This window comes from Caulobacter sp. FG7 (assembly GCF_057808875.1).
The window spans coordinates 1-20,138 of the sequence record NZ_JBMDIW010000011.1; the positions used below are offsets into that span (position 1 = coordinate 1).

General features: G+C 66.2%; 18 protein-coding genes and 1 tRNA gene. 7 read left to right on the forward strand and 12 right to left on the reverse strand.

What is annotated here, in order from left to right; all coding sequences use genetic code 11:
- Nucleotides 1-191 precede the first annotated feature (191 nt).
- Complete coding sequence (locus ACODR1_RS10775) at nt 192-1,205, forward strand: LLM class flavin-dependent oxidoreductase (protein WP_488880439.1); 1,014 nt, start codon at nt 192-194, stop codon at nt 1,203-1,205.
- A gap of 15 nt (nt 1,206-1,220) precedes the next feature.
- Here ACODR1_RS10775 and ACODR1_RS10780 read toward each other — a convergent pair whose 3' ends face one another.
- Nucleotides 1,221-2,384, reverse strand: a complete 1,164-nt coding sequence (locus tag ACODR1_RS10780) for a glycosyltransferase family 4 protein (RefSeq protein ID WP_488880561.1) — start codon at nt 2,382-2,384, stop codon at nt 1,221-1,223.
- Nucleotides 2,385-2,656: 272 nt separating this feature from the next.
- On the opposite strand from ACODR1_RS10780, the gene ACODR1_RS10785 reads away from it, so the two are divergent.
- The gene (locus ACODR1_RS10785) at nt 2,657-3,925 is read left to right on the forward strand and encodes a nucleotide disphospho-sugar-binding domain-containing protein (RefSeq protein ID WP_488880440.1); all 1,269 of its coding nucleotides are present in this window, start codon (nt 2,657-2,659) and stop codon (nt 3,923-3,925) included.
- Nucleotides 3,926-4,036: 111 nt separating this feature from the next.
- Here the strand turns inward: ACODR1_RS10785 and ACODR1_RS10790 are convergent, their stop codons facing one another.
- Complete coding sequence (locus ACODR1_RS10790) at nt 4,037-4,405, reverse strand: GFA family protein (RefSeq protein ID WP_488880441.1); 369 nt, start codon at nt 4,403-4,405, stop codon at nt 4,037-4,039.
- Nucleotides 4,406-5,296: 891 nt separating this feature from the next.
- On the opposite strand from ACODR1_RS10790, the gene ACODR1_RS10795 reads away from it, so the two are divergent.
- Together ACODR1_RS10795 and ACODR1_RS10800 are read left to right on the forward strand one after the other, a co-directional pair.
- Nucleotides 5,297-5,434, forward strand: coding sequence for a hypothetical protein (locus ACODR1_RS10795; RefSeq protein WP_488880442.1), 138 nt, complete (start codon nt 5,297-5,299; stop codon nt 5,432-5,434).
- A 56-nt stretch (nt 5,435-5,490) separates the two neighbouring features.
- Nucleotides 5,491-6,048 carry a hypothetical protein gene (locus ACODR1_RS10800; protein ID WP_488880443.1) on the forward strand — a complete coding sequence of 186 codons (558 nt, stop codon included), beginning with the start codon at nt 5,491-5,493 and terminating at the stop codon, nt 6,046-6,048.
- A 323-nt stretch (nt 6,049-6,371) separates the two neighbouring features.
- On the opposite strand, the gene ACODR1_RS10805 is transcribed toward ACODR1_RS10800, so the two are convergent.
- The 7 genes from ACODR1_RS10805 to ACODR1_RS10835 form a co-directional block, all read right to left on the reverse strand.
- Entirely contained in the window at nt 6,372-6,872 is a 501-nt protein-coding gene (locus ACODR1_RS10805) for a HEAT repeat domain-containing protein (RefSeq protein WP_488880444.1), read from the reverse strand.
- A gap of 82 nt (nt 6,873-6,954) precedes the next feature.
- Nucleotides 6,955-7,668: a hypothetical protein gene (locus ACODR1_RS10810; protein ID WP_488880445.1), complete on the reverse strand. Its 714-nt coding sequence runs from the start codon at nt 7,666-7,668 to the stop codon at nt 6,955-6,957.
- Nucleotides 7,669-8,450: 782 nt separating this feature from the next.
- A tRNA-Val gene (locus ACODR1_RS10815) sits at nt 8,451-8,525 on the reverse strand.
- A 106-nt stretch (nt 8,526-8,631) separates the two neighbouring features.
- A complete protein-coding gene (locus tag ACODR1_RS10820; RefSeq protein WP_058346343.1) occupies nt 8,632-8,910 on the reverse strand; it encodes an HU family DNA-binding protein in 279 nt (92 codons plus the stop codon).
- 146 nt (nt 8,911-9,056) lie between these two features.
- Nucleotides 9,057-11,456, reverse strand: coding sequence for an endopeptidase La (gene lon, locus ACODR1_RS10825; protein WP_488880446.1), 2,400 nt, complete (start codon nt 11,454-11,456; stop codon nt 9,057-9,059).
- 327 nt (nt 11,457-11,783) lie between these two features.
- Nucleotides 11,784-12,923: a DUF3089 domain-containing protein gene (locus ACODR1_RS10830; protein ID WP_488880447.1), complete on the reverse strand. Its 1,140-nt coding sequence runs from the start codon at nt 12,921-12,923 to the stop codon at nt 11,784-11,786.
- A gap of 32 nt (nt 12,924-12,955) precedes the next feature.
- On the reverse strand, nt 12,956-14,158 hold the full coding sequence (locus tag ACODR1_RS10835; protein WP_488880448.1) for an acetyl-CoA acetyltransferase: 1,203 nt from the start codon (nt 14,156-14,158) through the stop codon (nt 12,956-12,958).
- A gap of 58 nt (nt 14,159-14,216) precedes the next feature.
- Between ACODR1_RS10835 and ACODR1_RS10840 the strand changes: the two genes are divergently transcribed.
- Both ACODR1_RS10840 and ACODR1_RS10845 read left to right on the forward strand, forming a co-directional pair.
- Nucleotides 14,217-14,477, forward strand: a complete 261-nt coding sequence (locus tag ACODR1_RS10840; protein ID WP_488880449.1) for a type II toxin-antitoxin system VapB family antitoxin — start codon at nt 14,217-14,219, stop codon at nt 14,475-14,477.
- Nucleotides 14,474-14,860 carry a type II toxin-antitoxin system VapC family toxin gene (locus tag ACODR1_RS10845; RefSeq protein ID WP_488880450.1) on the forward strand — a complete coding sequence of 129 codons (387 nt, stop codon included), beginning with the start codon at nt 14,474-14,476 and terminating at the stop codon, nt 14,858-14,860. Before ACODR1_RS10840 ends, ACODR1_RS10845 begins: the two co-directional genes overlap by 4 nt.
- Before the next feature lie 7 nt (nt 14,861-14,867).
- On the opposite strand, the gene ACODR1_RS10850 is transcribed toward ACODR1_RS10845, so the two are convergent.
- From ACODR1_RS10850 to kdsA, 3 genes are all read right to left on the reverse strand, one after another.
- Nucleotides 14,868-16,352, reverse strand: coding sequence for a 3-oxoacyl-[acyl-carrier-protein] synthase III C-terminal domain-containing protein (locus ACODR1_RS10850; RefSeq protein ID WP_488880451.1), 1,485 nt, complete (start codon nt 16,350-16,352; stop codon nt 14,868-14,870).
- 103 nt (nt 16,353-16,455) lie between these two features.
- Nucleotides 16,456-17,457 (reverse strand): ADP-glyceromanno-heptose 6-epimerase, encoded by a 1,002-nt coding sequence (gene rfaD / locus ACODR1_RS10855; RefSeq protein WP_488880452.1) that lies wholly within the window; start codon nt 17,455-17,457, stop codon nt 16,456-16,458.
- 235 nt (nt 17,458-17,692) lie between these two features.
- Nucleotides 17,693-18,559, reverse strand: coding sequence for a 3-deoxy-8-phosphooctulonate synthase (kdsA, locus tag ACODR1_RS10860; protein WP_101719864.1), 867 nt, complete (start codon nt 18,557-18,559; stop codon nt 17,693-17,695).
- Between the two features lie 119 nt (nt 18,560-18,678).
- Between kdsA and ACODR1_RS10865 the strand changes: the two genes are divergently transcribed.
- The gene (locus tag ACODR1_RS10865) at nt 18,679-20,097 is read left to right on the forward strand and encodes a cryptochrome/photolyase family protein (protein ID WP_488880453.1); all 1,419 of its coding nucleotides are present in this window, start codon (nt 18,679-18,681) and stop codon (nt 20,095-20,097) included.
- The last annotated feature ends 41 nt before the right edge of the window (nt 20,098-20,138 follow it).

The following is a 20,138-nucleotide window of genomic DNA, read 5'->3' on the forward strand; positions in this document are numbered from 1 at the left end:
AGCGCCGGCCTGTCACGCCGGAGGTCGCGGGTTCGAGCCCCGTCATTCGCGCCACTTTTCCCTCCCCCATTTTTCAAGTTGCCCGTTTAAGCGCCGAGCGCTGCCGTTTGCGCGCGCGTCCGCTGGAACGACTGCGACAAATTGTGTCGCCAGACGGTTGTTACCGACCGGTCGCATCCCATGTAGCGGACATGACCCAGTCCGCCGATATCCCTTTTTCCGTCCTCGACCTTTCGCCGGTTCCTCAAGGAACAACGGTCAGTAAAGCGCTCGCCAATACTTTGGACCTGGCGCGACATGCCGAGTCGCTAGGTTTCCACAGGTATTGGCTGGCCGAGCATCACAACATGCCCGGTATCGCCAGCGCCGCTACAACCGTGGTGATCGGTCACGTCGCCGCCGGAACGAAGAAAATTCGAGTCGGATCGGGCGGCATCATGCTTCCGAACCACGCGCCGCTGATGATCGCCGAGGCTTTCGGCACGCTCGCGGCGCTGCATCCGGGCAGAATCGACCTGGGCCTGGGCCGCGCGCCGGGCACCGACCAGGCCACGATCCGCGCTCTGCGCCGCTATGCGGGCTCGGTCGACCGCTTCGCCGAGGACGTCGTCGAGCTTCAGCACTGGTTCAAGCCGGCCACGGAAGACCAGGCGGTGCGCGCGATTCCTGGTGAAGGTCAGGACGTGCCGCTGTGGCTGCTGGGCTCCAGCACCTATGGCGCGCAGCTGGCCGCGGCGCTGGGCCTGCCCTACGCCTTCGCCGCCCACTTCGCGCCGGAGCAGCTGATGCAGGCCGTCGAGGTCTATCGCCGCGGCTTCCGCCCCTCGGCCCAGCTCGACAAGCCCTACTTCATGATCTGCATCGGAGTCTGCGCAGCCGATACCGATGAAGAAGCCCAGCGCCTGCACACCTCGACCCAGCAGCAGTTCCTGGCCCTGCGCCGCGGCAACCCCGGCCTGCTGCCGCCGCCGGTCGACGACATCACGGCCATCGCCTCGGCCGCCGAACTGGCCGGCGTGAACAACACCTTCCGCTATTCGGCGATCGGCTCGCCCACGACCGTGGCGGCCAAGCTGCGGGCCGTGATCGAGGCCACCGGCGCCGACGAGGTCATGGCCGCCTCGCAGATTCACGACCACGCCGCGCGCCTGCGCAGCTACGAGATCCTGGCGACCTTGCGCGACGAACTGCGCCAGGCGGCCTAAAGTCTCTCTTTCTATCTAGTGCGAGGCGGCCTCCATGGCCGCTTCGCCAAGAAAGGCCCGCGCGCCGCTCAGGCGGCCGTAGATTTCCGTCAGGCGCTCGAACACCGGCGTCCAGCCATGGCGGGTCTCGGCCCTCAACCTCGCAGCCAGCCCCAAGGCGACCATGTCGCGGGCGAACAGCGCCTCGATCGCCTCGGCGAACACCCCGCCTTCCGACGCCTGGGCCAGAATCCCCACCTCATCGTCGACGCTTTCGGCCACGCCGCCGGCCGCCACGCCCACCACCGGCAGGCCACAGGCCATGGCCTCCAGCACGATCAAGCCGAACGGCTCGTTGTCGTTGGCGTGAACGAAGGCGTCGCAGCCGGCCAGGATCGCGGCCAGCGCCTCGGGATCGCGCTGATAGTCCATCGAGATCACCCGATCGCTGGCCCGCGCGCCGGCGCCGGCCCCGATCAGCAGCAGCACATAGGGCTCGCCCAGCCGCTCGACGGCGTCGACCAGCACGTCGAGCTTCTTTTCCCGGGCCGGACGACCGGCGAACACGAGGATTCGGTGGCGATCGGTCAGGCCCAGGCGCTTGCGCAGGGCCGCCCGTTCGCCGCGCGCCGGGTGGAAGGTGTCGACGTCGACGCCGAGCGGCAGGCCGATGGCGTCACGAACCCCCGCCTCGATCAGGCGTCCGGCGATGAAGTGGCTGGGCGCCACGGCCTGGTCGAACTGGCGATAGATCGCCGCCCAGCGTTTCTGGACAGGCTTTTCGGCCCATTCGCCGATGTGCAGCGCCGCCAGGGCGCCCAGATCGGTATGGCAAAAGCCCACGACCGGCACGCCCAGGGCGTCGCCCGCCTTCAGCGCGGCCAGGCCCGGTGTGTAGGGATCGCCCGCCTCGATGACGTCCGGCCGCTGGCGGATCAGCCGCTCCATCCAGCTGGTCTTGCCGATCGGCCAGCGATAGCCGTCGCCGAACGGCAGCGGCGCGGCATAGATCGACACCCGACCGTGCCCGTCATGGGCGTCGCGCGGCCCCGGCACCACCAGGGTATGGCGAACACCAGGCCGATTCTGCGCCAGCCAGGCGCGCTTTGCGTTCAGGTAACGACGCACGCCGCCACTGCGGGGGGCATAGAGCATCGTCGTATCGATGAGACGGGCGGGCCGCCCCGGGCTTGATCGAATCTGGTCCTGCGGCGCGCCGGCCTCGGGGCTCGGCGGGGGAGTCAGCAGAAGATCGATCACGCCGTACCTCGCTACTGCAGAGGGAGCCGTCTTGCGCGGCCGCCAAGCGATAAGGTGCTCGAGCGCCGGGAGGTTCCTCCGAAGCTGGACCGTTGTCCAGCCGCGCAACGCCACCCTACGTCGCGTCGCGCACCGGCGCAAAAACCATATTTCGGTTCGCCTGGATTGAACGGCTCTCGCGTCGTAGGAGGAGCCAAACGGGGGTATCCGACATGGCGCGTTTTCTGTTCACCAGCTGGGAAGGCGGCGGCCACGTGCAGCCGCTCCTGATGGTCGCCGCCGACATGATCGCCCGTGGCCACGACGTGCTGGCGATCAGCGATCCGGCCAACGCCGCAGACGCTCAGGCGCTGGGCGTTCCGTTCCGCGCCTGGACGACGGCGCCATTCCAGACCGGCAAGTCCCGCGACGACGACCGCCTGCGCGACTTCGAGGCCGACAACCCCATGGCCGTCATCGAACGCCTGCTCGAGCGGGTGATGACCGGTCCTGCCGGCGCCTACGCCCATGACGTGCTCCAGGCCTTGGACGCCTTCCCGGCCGACGTCGTCGTCACCCAGGAACTGCTGCTGGGCGTGATGGTCGCGACCCAGGCGCGCGGGACAAAGCTCGCCCTGCTGTCGGCCAACATCTGGTCGCTGCCCAACCTTCCCGGCGCCCCGCCGTTCGGGGCCGGCATGGCGCCGGCGGCCGACGACCAGGAGAAAGCCATGCACGCCACGGTCGCCCAGATGGCGCGAGGTCTCTTCCAGTCGGGCCTGCCGGCGCTGAACGCCGCTCGCGCCGCGCACGATCTTGCGCCCCTCGACGATCTTTTCGCCCAGTTCGAGGCCGCCGACGCGATCCTGCTGGCCACCAGCCCCGCCTTCGATTTCGCGCCCGATCCCCTGCCCGCCCCCTTCGCGTATGTCGGCCCCTATCTCGCCGATCCGACCTGGGTGGAGCCCGCTCCGCTGCCGGAAGGCGACGCGCCGCTGGTCGTGGTGTCGTTCTCCAGCCTCTACCAAGCGCAGGAAAAGACACTGCGCAACGTCATCGCCGCCCTATCCGCCCTGCCCGTCCGCGCCCTGGTCACGACCGGGCCGACGCTGGACCCCGCTGAATTTAAGGCGCCGCCTCACATCGCGATCGTCCGCAGCGCGCCGCACGGCGCGGTGCTGAACCAGGCCGCCGCCTTCGTCACCCATGCCGGCCACGGCTCGACCCTGCGCCCGCTGATGGCTGGGGTTCCGCTGCTGTGCCTGCCCATGGGCCGCGACCAGAACGACAACGCCATGCGCGCCGCCCACCGCGGTGCGGCGATCACCCTGCCGCCGGATGCTCCCCCGGAGAAGATCGGCGAGGCGTTGACGCGACTGCTGGACGATCCGGCCTATGCCGAGGCGGCCCGCTTGCTTGGAGCGAAGATCGCCGCAGACGCCGAGGATCGCCATGCGGCGCAGGCGCTGGAGGCTCTACTTCAATCGTCATCCCGGCCGTAGCGAAGCGGAGAGCCGGGACCTAGGGGCAATGCGCACCGCCCCTAGGTCCCGGATAAGCGCTGCGCGCTTTCCGGGATGACGGCGGGGGATACGGAAAGCCTCCCACCTCCCCTACCAATCATCCCGCCCGTTGAGATGCACCACCGGCAGCGGCGCCAGGTCGAAGTTCTCCAGCAGTCGCACATTGATGCTGACGCGGGGATTGTCGTAGTCGGCTTCGCCGCTGCTGAAGTCGGGAAACTGGCTGAAGGCGCCGCAGCCGCAGATCGAACAATGATGGTGCGTGCCCATGTAGTCGCCCCACTGATAGGTCGAGACCCGGTCGCGCGCGGTCAGCAGCTTGAAGCTGGACGGCTGGTAGTAGGCGACCAGGTTGCCGCGCTTGGAGCAGAACGAGCAGTTGCAATCGGTCAGTTCGGTCGGCGCGGTTTCGACCTCGAACTGGATGGCGCCGCAGTGGCAGCTTCCCTTGACGGACATGACGATCTCCCTTGTGGCGTTGAGCGCCGGGCAGACTGCCGAAGGTCCACTGACAGCATGGTGTCAGCAATCCCCCAATCCTGGAGGTCCCTGGTGGGCGGTGAGGGGATCGCCCCCCCGACCCTCTCGGTGTAAACGAGGTCACCGGGGCCGCGCCCCCTGCAATTGCTGGGGCTTTCGGCGCCTACTCCCATGAATGAACTGCGTCTGTTCACGGCGAGATCAACCGCTTCCTGGTAATATCCTGGGAGCACGCCGAAAACCACGCGCCAAGCGCAACCTGCGCCCGCGTTCCCACGCAGCCTGCCGCCACGCGCCAGGCCGGCCCATCCCCCATTCCCCATTCCCCATTCCCCATTCCCCATTCCCCATTCCCCATTCCCCATTTTCAGGGGTGAACTTGCAAGACTGCAAGGCTGCAGTCCTCCGCGCTTGCATAGGAGATAAAGTATGATCGTCGTCGCCATCACCATAGAAGGGGGCGTCGGCAAGACGACCCTGACACGCTCGCTCTCAAAGGCCACCTCGGCCGACGGTCTTCTGGCCATAGCCATCGACATGAATGCACAGGGCCTCGACCCAGATGTGGGCCCGCCGGCGCGACGATGGCCAGCTGCACGCCGTGGTATTCTCCACCGTGCCAGATCTTCCGCACCAGCTAGCCCGGGCTTGCAACTCCGGCTGCCACATCGACACCCCGGCGGCGCAGAGCAGCGTACCTCCGGCTGCCGTCGCGGCCGCCGACCTCGCGCTGATCCCCTGCACCCCGGATATCGAGGCCTACGAGCAGTTGCCGCATCCAGGCCCTGCAGAAGCCATGCGTCGGGGTGCTAACGATGGCGGCGCCCCGGGGCCAGGCTGAGGGAAAAGGAAGCAAAGGAGGTTTTCAAGATGACCAAGGTCGAAATGGCCCCGGTCACCATCTACCGGCGCAAGGCGCACCGCGACGCCTGTCGCGCGGGAAAGACGATCCAGGAGCTGGAGCCGGAAAGCAGGGCGAACGAGGAGATCTCGTCGCTTTGGCGCTAGCTGCGCGACGAACTTGGTCTTCACCGCGGAATCGACGCCGTCGAGCGGAGCGCGTGATGTCCAACACGAAGCCCAACGCGAGAGACGCCTTCCTCGCCCAGCTCGGCGCCGGCGCCCAGGCACCCGCTCAGGTCGCGACCAGGTCAACGACCATTGAGGGGCGGAAGGCAGCGCTCGACCGCAAGCACATCGGCGGCTATTTCGATGCCGACTTCGTAGAGACGTTCGCCGTGCTGAAGGCCCGGCCGAAGACGGACAACTCCGAACTGATCAAGCACGCGGTCGAGGCGCTCAATGAGAGTCGCAACGCCAGCCTCGCTTTCGCCAGGTTCGACAAAGCGCGCCCTGAATTCAGATATCCCCCGTTACCCACGGAGGAGGAAGCTGCCTACACTGATGTGACTGCGAGATGCCCATTGGTCACTAAAGTGGATGCTCCCTCCCAAGCCTTTCTAGTCGGCGTTTTTGGATCGAACCTCCAAGATCCGCTGGTCACCATTTCTTTCGTGACGGCGAGCGAAATCGAAGTACTAATTTCAATGTGTGGGTGCTTTAAGAAAAGCCGACATGCGGCAAGCAACACATCGGTCGTGGGCATTTCAATATCAAGATGAAGCTCATCGACGTTGGCAAACTTTGTATCGCCAGCGGTTTGATGAACCGAGCAGCCAACAGCTTTGAGCTCATCTAGATTCGCTACGGCAAATAGCGTTTGCTGCGTCCCAACGCCAGCTGAGAGCGCCATCGCAGAAGCAACGTGCGCAGGCGTAACACCTTCATCTTCGCGATAAACGGATATGCGACTGCGCTCCTTCACCCCGGGCATAAAAAATGCCAAGGCCGCCGTCGTAACCTCAACCTCATCACCTGGGGCCCAAGTGATACGAGCTTTAGTCCAAGCGGAAATGTCGCCGATCTTCCTCAATACTCGCATAGGTCAACCGATGGATCCGATCGCGGACTCCAAGCGCCGCTGAACGTAGTAGTTCTTCTCTCGATCCAGGGCAGACTTCAGCTGATCGAGAGTGGACGCACCTCCCAACGTCGCAAGCGCGGCGGCGGCAGCAGCCCTAAGCTCGGCATTCTCTGAGACGAGGCCGGACTGAGCGACAGGAAGGAACTCGATGTTCTCCCTCATGTCATACTCCGCAATGGTATTCAGCGCTTCGATTTGGTCTTCTTCACCCTGCATGTTGGCACAAATCGCCGGCAAAGGTGAAGCCGATGCCACAGCTTGCTGCAGCCCTAGTACGAGGGCACGCTGCGCATCCTTAACGTCGCGTATGTCGGCTCCCAGCCGAGCGAACTCCGCATTGACGTGCTGCCTAAACGCATCGATGGAGGACCCTTGCTCCCTTGGACTCCAGGCGTCTTTGGCGGTTGGCGAAACCGAACCAATTCGTGTGGCGACCGACATGGGCTTGATGCGGTCACCCACTGTCGCACCTCTAGCCGACCGGGCCGGTGCGAATGCAGTCGCCGACTTCTCATTGCTCCAAGCAAAGATTGGGGGGGGGGGATCAGTTAGGATATCCATTTTCCTGCAGCCCCTTCGCTATCTCACTTAGATCGATCATTTGTTGAATGGCCGCGTCTGCCCCGAGAAGCCCCATCTCTTCCACGAAAACGTCGTACATAGTCGTGGATGCAAGTTGCTCACTCTGACGCTTTTGAGCAACGTCGGTTACGCCACCCTGGCCAATCTCGATGAGCATCGCCCTGACCGTCTGCCATCTGCAAAGTGTGATGACTTGGGCACCATCCCTTGTCGCACCATGCGGAGCGGCAAATTGAAAGGTCAGGTCCCGCCAGTTACTTCCGAGCGGTAGGTTGGGGAGAAGAGACTTTACGTCGTCGATCGCCTCGGCTTCCGACGCCGCAAGCTTGTGACTTTGGACGACCACAGCGGTGCGGCCGACATGTAGTTTGCGCATGATCGTTGTCATTGCCGCAATACCGTCAGCGACAGCGCGATCGAAATCCTTGATCGGCGCAGGTATGGGCGTAGGGATGGAAGGCCCGCGGATCACGAGATCGACACGATTGGGCATGACGATGATCTGCGCGACGCCATACCCTAAGTTCCATTCCGCTTGCGATCCCGCTGGCTGCAGCGCCTGGAAACTCATCAGCTCTCCAGTTGCAAAGCCCGCTCTAAGAAATGAGTCTGCGGTCCCTCCGGGCGGGAGATGCAGGAACGCCGCAAACTGCACGCTCTCTACATTGTAGGGCATGAAACTCTCCCACTGTCGTTACGCGTCCAGATTTCCGCGTACCGGTCAACTAACGGTTCGAGCGTTGCCATAAAATGCAACGCTATCGTTGAGCAATCCCATTGAGCAATGGGCATGGTGAAAATCGTAGCAGCACACCGTTGGCGCAAGCCCCAGGCCAAAAATGCGGCCAAAGGGACGCACGCCGCCCCCCTTGCATGCTGCACCTCGCCATTGGTGCGGCTGACTGCCATTAAAGCTCAACCAATTGCCCCCGGCCCTAAATTCTACCTATACGACCGCGATTCAGCACTTTCAACACTGTGTCGACGCATCGGCCCGCGCTCCCGCCAGCCGGCCACCCTGCAACAGAGTCCACATGACAGACGCAGTCCCGCATGCCGACGTGCTGAATAGCACCGCTGGCTCGCCGCCTGAAGGGGCTCTCGGGCACCAGCGCCGCGCGATCATCGCCGCGCTGGCCTACAGCGCCCCCCCTCACGCTCCCCTTAGTCATCGCCCTGGTCGTCTACATGGCGATCGAGCAGAACCGCGATCCGAACTGCCCGAGGACGTTACGCCTCACTGGCTTCGTCACACGGCTGCGACCTGGCTGATGAAAGACGGCACCGATCTGTGGGACGCCTCGGCCTACCTCGGCATGAGCCCGACCAGGATCGAAACGAACTATGGTGGACCACCAAGCGACCGCCCGCCGGGCTATCAGAGGCCGCAAACATGCCGTTTAAGGCCGGTTTCTTGGGAGCAAACTGCCCCAAGACGCTCGAAAGCCTTACGGCCCCTGGTGGGCGGTGAGGGGATCGAACCCCCGACCCTCTCGGTGTAAACGAGACGCTCTACCGCTGAGCTAACCGCCCATTCGCAGGGTCGCGCCTTCTAGCCGCAGTCGGGCGGCATGGGAAGCGCGCATAGAAAAGGGCGGGCCGTCATCCAACGCCCCGCCCCTTAGAATCCGAAACGGGATCAGCCGTTCAGGGTGGTCTTCAGGCCTTCGCCGACCTGGAAGCGGGCGGTCTTCGAGGCCGGACGCTCGACAGTCTCACCGGTGCGCGGGTTGCGCGCGGTGCCCGCGGCGCGGGTCACGGCCTTGAAGGTGCCGAAGCCCACCAGACGCACGTCCGAGCCCGACTTCAGCGAAGTGGTCACGGTGTCGATGAAAGCTTCCAGAGCGTCCTTCGCCTGGTTCTTGTTGATGCCCGCCTTTTCGGCGATCGCCGTGACGAGTTCGGCTTTCGTGGTCATTTTTGTCTCCCAGCCAATAAGCGGCGGCGCTGCAACAGCTTACGCCGCTTCGCTCGCGTGGAAGTATGCGGGCTTCGCAAGCCCCGTCAAACGAAGGCGGCGCGGAAAGATCCCGCGCCGCCCTACTTATCAACAATAAGTTACTGTCAGTGCGTAAGAACTGCGTCGTCCCCGGCGTCGTCGGCCTTGGCGGGGCTCGAAAGGGGTTCTTCCGATTCGCTCCACTCGACCGGAGCCAGGGGGCCGACTAGTGCGTGCTTGAGCACTTCGTCGACCGTCGAGACCGGAATGATCTCGAGACCCGACTTCACGCTTTCCGGCACGTCGACGAGATCCTTCTCGTTTTCCTGCGGGATCAGCACGGTCTTCACGCCCGAACGCAGGGCCGCCAGCAGCTTTTCCTTCAGGCCGCCGATGGCGGTGACCCGGCCGCGCAGGGTGATCTCGCCGGTCATGGCGATGTCCTTGCGGATCGGGATCCCCGTGAGCACCGAGACCATGGCCAAAGCCATGGCGATACCGGCCGACGGACCGTCCTTGGGCGTGGCGCCGTCCGGCACGTGGATGTGGACGTCGGTCTTCTCGAACACCGGCGGCTTGATGCCGAACTGCACCGAGCGCGAGCGGACGTAGCTATTGGCCGCCGAGATCGACTCCTTCATCACCTCCTTGAGGTTGCCGGTGACCGTCATGCGGCCCTTGCCCGGCATCTTCACGGCTTCGATGGTCAGGATGTCGCCGCCGAACTCCGTCCAGGCAAGGCCCGTGACGATGCCGACCTGGTCGACTTCGTCGGTCTCGCCGTAACGGTACTTCTTGACGCCGGCGTACTTGGCCAGGCGCGCGTCGTCGATGGTGATGCTGGTCAGCTTTTCGCGGGCCAGGTCACGCACCGTCTTGCGGGCCAGGGCGCCCAGTTCCCGCTCCAGCGACCGCACGCCGGCTTCCCGGGTGTAGTAGCGGATCAGGTCGCGGATAGCCGCGTCCGGAACGATGAACTCGCTGTCCTTCAGGCCGTGGTCCTTGGCCAGCTTCGGCAGGACGTGGCGCTTGGCGATCTCCAGCTTCTCGTCCTCGGTGTAGCCGGGGATGCGGATGATCTCCATGCGATCCAGCAGCGGCTGGGGCATGTTCAGGCTGTTGGCCGTGGTGACGAACATCACCTGCGACAGGTCGTAGTCGACCTCCAGGTAGTGGTCGCCGAAGGTCGAGTTCTGCGACGGATCGAGCACTTCGAGCAGGGCCGACGCGGGATCGCCGCGGTAGTCGCTGCCCATCTTGTCGATCTCGTCCAGCAGGACGAAGGCGTTGGTGGTCTTGGCCTTCTTCATCGACTGGATGACCTTGCCGGGCATCGAGCCGATGTAGGTGCGGCGGTGACCACGGATCTCGGCCTCGTCACGCACGCCGCCGAGGCTCATGCGCACGAACTCACGGCCGGTCGCCTTGGCGATCGACTTGCCCAACGAGGTCTTGCCGACGCCCGGAGGACCAACGAGGCACAGGATCGGGCCTTTCAGCGAATTGGTCCGGGCCTGCACGGCCAGGTATTCCAGAATCCGCTCCTTGACCTTCTCCAGGCCGTAGTGGTCGGCGTCGAGGATGTCCTCGCTCTCGGCGAGGTCGATCTTCTTGCCCTTGGCCTTGCCCCACGGGATCGACAGCAGCCAGTCCAGATAGTTGCGGACCACCGTGCTCTCGGCCGACATCGGGCTCATGTTGCGCAGCTTCTTCAGTTCGCCCTCGGCCTTGGCCCGGGCTTCCTTCGAAAGCTTGGTCTTCTTGATGCGCTTCTCGAGCTCGATCAGTTCGTCGCGCGAGTCGTCGGGGTCGCCCAGCTCGCGCTGGATCGCCTTCATCTGTTCGTTCAGATAGTATTCGCGCTGGGTCTTCTCCATCTGGCGCTTCACGCGCGAGCGGATCTTCTTCTCGACCTGCAGCACCGAGATCTCGCCTTCCATGAGGGCGAAGACCTTCTCCAGGCGCTTGGTGACGTCGAAGATTTCCAGCAGATGCTGCTTGTCGCCGATCTTCACCGACAGGTGGGCGGCGATGCTGTCGGCCAGCTTGCCCGGCTCGGCGATCTGCGGGATCGCGGCCAGGGCCTCGGGCGGCACCTTCTTGTTGAGTTTGACGTAGTTCTCGAACTGCTCGACGACCGCGCGCGACAGCGCCTCGGCCTCGGGGCCGGCGCCCTGGTCCTCGCTGACCTCGCCGACCTGGGCCTCGTAATAGGCTTCCTGGTCGGTGAAGCGCACGACCGCGGCGCGGCCCTTGCCTTCGACCAGCACCTTGACGGTGCCGTCGGGCAGTTTCAGCAGTTGAAGCACGGTGGCCAGCACGCCGACATCATAGATGTCGGCCGGCGCCGGATCGTCGTCCGCGCTGTTCTTCTGGGTGACGAGCAGGATCTGCTTGTCCCCGCGCATCACTTCCTCGAGGGCGCGCACGGACTTGTCGCGGCCCACGAACAGCGGAACCACCATGTGCGGGAACACAACGATATCCCGCAGGGGCAACACAGGAAGCGTACGGATCTCAGACATATTTTCACTCCCGGCCGGCGCGTGAACCCCGCGCCTCGCCATGCGGACTGCCGTCACTCCAGACGATGCGCCTGAGTCGTACAGTCCGTCCGCCCGGGACTGGGCGGATGGTCGTTATTTATGTGGACCTTTTGCGACGCGGTTCAAGCGTGCTCGCCTTCCAGCGGCGACAAGTCGCGCCGTGGTGGCAAAGCTGCAGGAAAACAAGCTGGACGACGGCGGATGGCGGCAAGATCGGCGGCTTGGCCGGACATCGGGCGGTGAAATCGTGCGTTTCGGCGCCGCAACAGGGATCGCCTGAACCGCCCCCTGCCCGCTTCCAGACCGCTACGACGCCGGCGTCCTGATCACCGGAGGCTCGCGCTTGCCCAACGCCGCCACCCGCGCCGCGGCGTCGGCCTCGATATCGGCCCAGAACAGGTTGTAGCCGTCGACCTTCCGGCGGTCGGTCCACGAGCCGGTGTCGCGCAGCGAGGCCGACTTGGGCCGGCCGGTGTGCAGCAGGCCGTTCTCGCACTGGGCCCAGACCTGGCGCTTGAGAAAGGCCGGGCGCGCCCCCCACTCCAGGCCCGTGGCGTTGACCGCCCCGAGGTTCAGACGCGCCTGGGCCCGCTCGTCGGTCTGGGCGCCGAGCAGCGGATTGACGCACAGCGGCTTGCGGCCGTTGAGGTTCTCCAACTGGTCGCCGCCCCTCCAGGTGAGCGAACGGCCCAGCCATTCCTGGGCTTTCTGGAAGTCGCCGTCGGTCAGCGAGGCCCAGGCCACCACGCAACCGGCCTCGTCGCGGCGCACGCAGGCGGGGACGGCCGCGGCCGGGCCGTACTCGTCGGCCGGCACGGCGGTCTCGATCAGGTAGACGCCCGCCAGGCGATCCTTCAGCGCCGGGTTGGGCGCGATCTCCTCGGCCACCAGACGCGCCAGCAGGCCGCCGCCCTGCTCCACTCCGACCAGCACCAGCGGCCGGCCCTGGTCATAGCGGTCGCGCCAGGCGCGGAAGGCCTCGCGCACGTCGCCATAGGCGAAGCGCCGAGCTTCACGGGCGTCGTCGCGCAGCGTCAGGAAGGTGTAGAGGCTGGCCTGGCGGTAGTGCGGCGCGAATATGCGGCCCACCCGCGAGAACGGCGCTGCGTAGTTGGGCAGCACAACGCGGTTGAGATAGCGATCGGCCTTGGGCTGGTCGAAGGGCGCATTCCAGTCCCGCCCGCCGTCGAAGGTGGTGGGGTGGACAAAGAACACGTCGGCGGCGCGCTCCATCCCCGTCGCCCCCCTAGGCAGAAGCGCCCAGGCGGCCGGATCGGCATAGTTGGGCGCCGGCGGTGGGTCGTAGGTCTGGAACGGAACCTTCGGGTCCAGCGTCGTGCGCAGGATGTCGTAGCGCCAGTAGAACGTCGCCGTCAGGACGATCCCCAGCACGAGGACGCATCCCGCGAAGATCCAGCGCTTGAAGCCCTTGAAGCGTCCCGACATGCCTCTCGACTACACCAGGTCGCCGCGTCGCACTACGCCCCTTCCCGCCCGATGATGGCCACCGAGCAGACATTGCTGGCCGGCGCGCCGCCGAGGTTGTGGGTCATGCCCAGGACAGGGTCGCGCAACTGCCGTTCGCCAGCCCTCCCCTGAAGCTGCAGGTACATCTCGTAGAGCATGCGCAGACCAGACGCGCCGATCGGATGGCCAAAGCACTTCAGGCCGCCGTCGATCTGGCAGGGAACGCCGCCGTCGGCGTCGTAGAAGCCGTCCAGAACGTCGCGCCAGCCGCGCCCCTCGGCCGAGATGAACAGGTCCTCCATGGTCACCAGCTCGGTCACCGAGAAGCAGTCATGCACCTCCATCATCGAGATCTGCTCGCGCGGGCGCTCTATGCCAGCCTCCTTGTAGGCCTTGCCGGCGGCGATGCGGGCGGTGTGGAAGTGGCTGCCGTCCCAGCCGTTATACTGGCTCTCGTAGCCGTTCGAGACCGACAGCTGCAGGGCCTTGACCGTGACCAGGTCATGCTTGCCCAGGGCGCGCGCGATCTCGGGCGTGGTGACGATGGCCGCGGCCGCGCCGTCGGAGACGCCGCAACAGTCGAACAGGCCCAGCGGCTCGGCGATGATCGGGGCCTTCAGCGCCTGCTCCTCGGTGATGGGCTTGCGCAGATGGGCCTTGGGGTTCTTGGCGCCGTTGGCGTGGCTCTTGACCGAGACGTGGGCGATGGCCCGCTTGAGATCCTCCTTGGAGACCCCGTGTTTGGCGCGGTAGGCGCTGGCCAGTTGGGCGAAGTTGCCGGGCGCCGAGCCGTTAGGCATGATCTGCGGCGCCAGCGTGCCCGGCGCCCCGAACGGCAGGCCGCCGTAGCCGGTGTCCTTCAGCTTCTCGACACCCACGGCCAGGGCGATGTCGGCAGCGCCGGCCGCCACGGCGTAGACCGCGCCGCGGAACGCTTCCGAGCCCGAGGCGCAGAAGTTCTCCACCCTCGTTACGGCGATGTTGGGCAGACGCAAGGCGATCGACAGCGGCGTGCCGCCCTTGCCCGTGCCGATCTCGTCGATGTGGGTCGAGAACCAGGCCGCGTCGAGCTGGCTGGCCTCTATCCCCGCGTCGCTCATCGCCTCGACATAGGCCTCGACCATCAGGTCGTCGGGACCGGCGTCCCAGCGCTCGCCGAATTTCGAACAGCCCATGCCGAGGATGGCGACCTTGTCGCGGATACCGCTGGCCATCGGGGTCTCTCCCTAGCTCGCCTTCTCGGGCGTATTGATCGGGTGTAACGTCGCGGCCATGGGCATGGTGATCCACGACGAGGAAACGCTGCGCATGGCGCAGGAACTGGCGGACCGTAAGGGCGTCAGCTTGAGCGACGTGTTCGCCCACGCCGTGCGAGCTGAGCTCGATCGCATGCCGCCCGCGCTGCAAGCCAAGACACGCGAGGAAAAGCTGGCCTTGATGGCCGAGTTGCAGAAACGTTCGGCCGCGCTCCCGATTCTCGATCCAAGAACGCCTGAAGAGATGCTGTACGACGAAGACGGCCTGCCGAAGTGATCGTCCTCGATACGTCCGCGGTTCTGGCCATCCTCTGGGACGAGCCCGAGGCCGGTGCGTTCATGAAGGCCGTCGCCGACGCGGAGGCCCTTCTGATGTCGACAGCCACCCGTCTCGAACTGCAGATCGTCTGCCTTCGGCGAAAGGGCGAAGCCGAGGTCGAGAACATCAGGCGCTTTGTCGCTGAATTCGAGGTCAGCATGGAGCCGTTCGACGAGCCGCAACTGACACTCGCGCAGCAGGCCTTCGCCGAATACAGCGCCGGCCGCCACGGCCTGAACTTCGGCGACTGCTTCGCCTACGCCCTGGCCAAGGCGCGCGACTTGCCCCTGCTGTTCAAGGGCGAGGACTTCGCCGCCACCGACGTCAAGCGCGCGATCTGACACCGCCCTACTCCGCCGCCTGGGCCGAAGTCGCCGCCACGGCCGATCGGTCCGGGGCGGCCTTCCAGAAATAGCGCACGAACCCACGCTTCTCGTCGCGGTCCTTGATCCGGAAGACCATCTTCACCGACAGGCCGGTCTCGACCTCGCCGGGCGCGACGTCGGTGATGTCGAGCATGATCCGACCGCCGCCCTCGAACACGATCATGCCGTAGTGGTTGGGCGGGCTCATCGAGAAGGTCAGGTAGTCGGCCGAATAGGTCAGCACCCGGGCGGCGCGCTCGGCGAAGCGGTAGGGCTCCTGGGTGTCGACGGCCGGGTTGTTGGGGGCCACCGAAATGCGGGTGCGGGGGAATTGCACCACGCCGGTCTCACGGCAGCGGCCGCCGACCAGGCCCAGGATCTGGTCGCGGTTGCGATAGAGGGTGGTCAGGGCGGTCTTGTTGTCCTTCTCGGCCCGCATGCCCCGGTCCCAGTCGACCAGGTCGTTGAAGACCAGGAACTTCAGGTAGTTGCTCTCTTCCTGCCGGTCGGCGAGCGCGCCGGTCACGCCGCGGGCGGGACGGGCCGAGCCGATCTCGCCGCCGACGCGGAAGACCAGCGCCTCGGCGCCTTGGCCGAACTGCGCGACCACCACCACTTGGCCCGGCGCGGCCTCCTCGAGGGCATGGGCCAGCAGCAGCGGACCGTGGGCGCAACCGGCCTCCCCCAACTGCGCGCCCAGCGTATCGCGCACGGCCTCGGGCCGAATGCCGAGCGTCTTGGCCAGGCTCGCGCCCATGCCCGGAAACACCGACGGGAAGCAGAAATGGTCGACCTCGGCAGCGGTTACCCCCGCCGCCTCCAGCGCGTCGCGAACGGCCGGCGGGACCAGCTTGACGATCCCCTCGTCGCGGATCCAGCGCTCTTCCCAGGCATAATCGAACTGCGCGTCCGCCCCGCGGAAGTGGTCGACGAAGTCGTCGGTCACCGTGCCGCGCCCCAGGAATGTCGCGGCGCCGCCGTCGGGCGAGACGACAAAGGCCGCCGCCGCATCGCCGAAATCCAGTTCCTGCGGCGAGGCCGCGCGGGCCCGCCGATGCTCGCCGGCGGCCACCAGCACCCGCTTGCCGCAAGCGGCCGCCTCCAGCGCCTGGCCCAGCGCCGTCAGGCCGCAGCGCTGCGAGCCGGTGACGTCGGCCGAGGCGATCGACGGCTCCAGCGTCAGGGCGGCGGCCAGGATGCCGGCGTTCTGGCGATCGGCGAAGGGCGCGGTCGTCGAGGCGAAGATCGCTGCCTCGATCGCTGCCCGGCCCTCGTCCTCGACGCCCAGGGCGTCGCGGGCCGCCTCGACGGCCATGGTCAGGGCGTCCTCGTCCCAGTTGGCCATCGAGCGTTCGCCCCTGGCCTTGCCCGCTAGGCCGGGCGCAACCCAGGCGTTGGCGGCGACAACGGCCTTGCGGCTTAGGCGAAGACGCGGCGCATAGGCGCCCCAGGCGGCGATGCCGACCATGTTCCACTCCCTGACCGACGCCCGTTCCGGCGACTTATCAGGGTTCAGGTTACGCGCACGGCAGGGGTCCGCAAGCGTGCCCCTTGGTCAACCGAAGCGCGCGTCAGCGATAGGGATCGTCGGTGTTCAGGAACCCGGCCACGTAGTCGGCGACACCGTCCTCCAGCGAGGTCATCGGCGCGTTGTAGCCGGCCGCGCGCAGGCGGCTCATGTCGGCCTGCGTGAAATACTGGTACTTGCCCTGCAGCACTTCGGGCATGTCGAAATAGGTGATGTCGGGCTCGCGGGCGATGGCGGCGAAGGTGGCTTCGGCCAGATCCTTGAACGAACGGGCCTTGCCCGAGCCCAGGTTATAGACGCCGCTCACATGCGGGCTCTTGGCCAGCCAGGCGATCACGTCGGCCACGTCGCGCACATAGACGAAGTCGCGCAGCTGGCCGCCGTCCTCGTAGTCGGGGTGGTGCGACTTGAACAGGCGCACGCCCTCGCCCGCCTGGATCTTCGGCCAGATCTGGCAGACCACCGACTTCATGCCGCCCTTGTGGTCCTCGTTGGGGCCGTAGACGTTGAAGAACTTCAGGCCGGCCCACTGCGGCGGGGCATGGCCGCGGGCCGCCTCGCGCACGGCGAAGACGTCGAACAGCGCCTTGGACCAGCCATAGGCGTTCAGCGGGCGCAGGCCCATCAGGGTGTCGATGTCGTCCTTGCCGTCGAAGCCCTGGGTTCCGTCGCCATAGGTGGCCGCCGAAGAGGCGTAGATCAGGCGGGCGCCATTCTTGGCGCACCAGCGCCAGATGTCGCGCGACAGCACGAAGTTGGACTGCACGATCAGGTCAGCGTCGGCTTCCGTCGTCGACGAGATGGCGCCCATGTGGATGACGAGCTCGACCTCATCGCCACGCACGGCCAGCCAGTTGAACAGCTGCTCGGGCGCAACGAAGTCGGCGATCGGGTGCTTGGCGATGTTGCGCCACTTGCCCTCAGCGGCCTGCCCCAGCCAGTCGCAGACCACGACGTCGAGCGCCGGATCCTCGCAGAGCTTGGCCACGATGTTGGAACCGATGAACCCGGCGCCGCCGGTAACGAGAACGATGCGTCTGGACATGGGCGGGTTATGGCACAGGGGAATGGCGGGGCAAGAGCGAGGGCTTCTCTCACTCCCCCAAGCCAACCCCAATCCGCCTTCCTGGGCCTTGTGCCCAGGATCCATGGTTCCGCCGCTCAAACCTCGGAAGAACGACCAAGGTCTGAGCTGTCGCGGGCATGGACCCTCGCCACAGGGGCGAGGGAAACAAACCTAGTTGGTCTCTAGAGTTCCATCGGACTCTGGGCGTCCGACTTCAAGCCGCCCGCTTGCGCTTGGCCAGGGCGTCGAACTCGAGCAGTTCGGCCACAAGGCCTTCGAACTGGCTCAGCGGCACCATGTTGGGGCCGTCCGACGGAGCGTGGTCGGGGTCGGGGTGAGTTTCCATGAACACCATGGCCACGCCGATCGAGACCGCGGCGCGCGCCAGCACCGGCACGAACTCGCGCTGGCCGCCCGACGAGGTGCCCTGCCCGCCCGGCTGCTGCACGCTGTGGGTGGCGTCGAACACCACCGGGCAGCCAATCTCCTTCATGATCGGCAAGGACCGCATGTCCGAGACGAGCGTGTTGTAGCCGAACGAGGCGCCGCGCTCGCAGGCCATGACGTTGGGATTGCCAGCGCCGGTCACCTTGGCGATGACGTTCTTCATGTCCCACGGGGCCAGGAACTGACCCTTCTTGATGTTGATCGCCCGTCCGGTCTTGGCGGCGGCCAGCAGCAGGTCGGTCTGGCGGCACAGGAAGGCAGGGATCTGGATCACGTCGACGGCCTCGGCGACGGGATCGCAGTGGCTGATCTCGTGCACGTCGGTCAGGGTCGGCAGGCCGGTGACCTCGCGGATCTCCTGGAAGATCGGCAGGCTGTCATAGAGGCCGATGCCGCGGGCCGCCGTGGCCGAGGTGCGGTTGGCCTTGTCGTAGCTGGTCTTGTAGATCAGGCCCACGCCCAGGCGCTCGCCGATCTCCTTCAGCGCATGCGCCGTTTCCAGCGCGTGCTGGCGGCTCTCCATCTGGCACGGACCGGCGATGAAGGTCAGGCGTTCGGCGTTGCCGATGCGGACGGCCTTGCCGGTCTCCGTCTTCACTTCGACGACGGCGTTGGGAGCGACGGGCTGACTCAAGGCGGGACTTCCGAGTTAGAGAGTGGCGAACAAGGTGGCGCCGAATTGGCCCCACAGGTGGCCCCAACGGCGGAAAGGTGCAAGTGCGGATCGATCCAGGCGTCCCCGGACCCGTCATCATGTGGCTGCGCAACGACTTGCGCCTGGCCGACAATCCGGCGCTGAAGGCGGCCGCCGACACAGGCCGGCCGGTGATCCCGCTCTACATCCTCGACGAGACGCTGGGCGTGCGGCCGATGGGCGCGGCATCGCTGTGGTGGCTCGACAAGTCGCTGCGGGCGCTGTCCGAAAGCCTCAAGGCCATCGGCTCGAAGCTGATCCTGCGGCGCGGTCCCGCCCAGGAAGTGCTGAAGGACGTGATCGTCCACGCCGGCGCCGCCGGCGTCGCCTGGAACCGCCTCTACGAACCCGCCGCCGTCGAGCGCGACGCGCAGATCAAGACCGCGCTGAAGGCCGACGGCGTCGTCGTCGAAAGCTGCGTCGCCGGCCTGCTGAACGAGCCGTGGACCGTCGCCAACGGCTCCAAGCAGCCCTACAAGGTCTTCACCCCCTATTGGCGGGCGGCCCGCGCGCATCTGACCCATGTCGACGCCGAGGCTGCGCCCAAGCGGCTGGAAGCCCCCGAGCACTGGCCCCACAGCGACGCCCTGGACGGCTGGGACCTGCACCCCAGGAAGCCCGACTGGTCGAAGGGCTTTTCCATCTGGACGCCCGGCGAGGCCGGCGCCCAAGAGAGACTGGACGACTTCCTTTCAGGCCCGGTCGACGGCTATGACGAAGGCCGCGATGTCCCGGGGCTGAAGGCGACCTCGCGCCTCTCCCCCCACCTGCATTTCGGCGAGATCGGCCCGCGCCAGGTCTGGACCGCCGCCCGCAACGCCGCCGAGGCCGGCGACGCGCCCCACGGCGAGATCGAGAAGTTCCTCTCCGAGGTGGGCTGGCGCGAGTTCAACCACTCGATCCTGTTCCACTGGCCGCAGTTGCCGACCAGGAACTTCCGGCCCGAGTTCGACGCCTTTCCCTGGTCGAAGAACCCGCGCGGCTTCGAGGCCTGGACCGAAGGACGCACCGGCTATCCGCTGGTCGATGCGGGCATGCGCGAGCTGTGGGCCACCGGCTTCATGCACAACCGCGTGCGGATGATCACCGCCTCGTTCCTGATCAAGCACCTGCTGGTCGACTGGCGCGAGGGCGAAGCCTGGTTCTGGGACACCCTGCTCGACGCCGACCTGGCCAACAATGTCGGCAACTGGCAGTGGGTGGCCGGCAGCGGCGCCGACGCCTCGCCCTACTTCCGGATCTTCAACCCGATCGGCCAGGGCGAAAAGTTCGATCCCAAGGGGACTTACGTCAAACAGTGGATCCCGGAGCTGGCCAACCTGCCGGCCGACGTGATCCACCAGCCGTGGACCGCGCCAGAGCGTTTGAGCGCCGGCGCGAGGGCCGTCTACGGCAAGCCGATCGTCGACCACCCCCGCGCCCGGGCCGCGGCGCTGGAGGCCTATCGCCAGCTGCGCGGAGACACCGGCGAGGACTGATCTCCTGGCGAACGGTGCCCAGCAGCCCCATTTACAGTTCG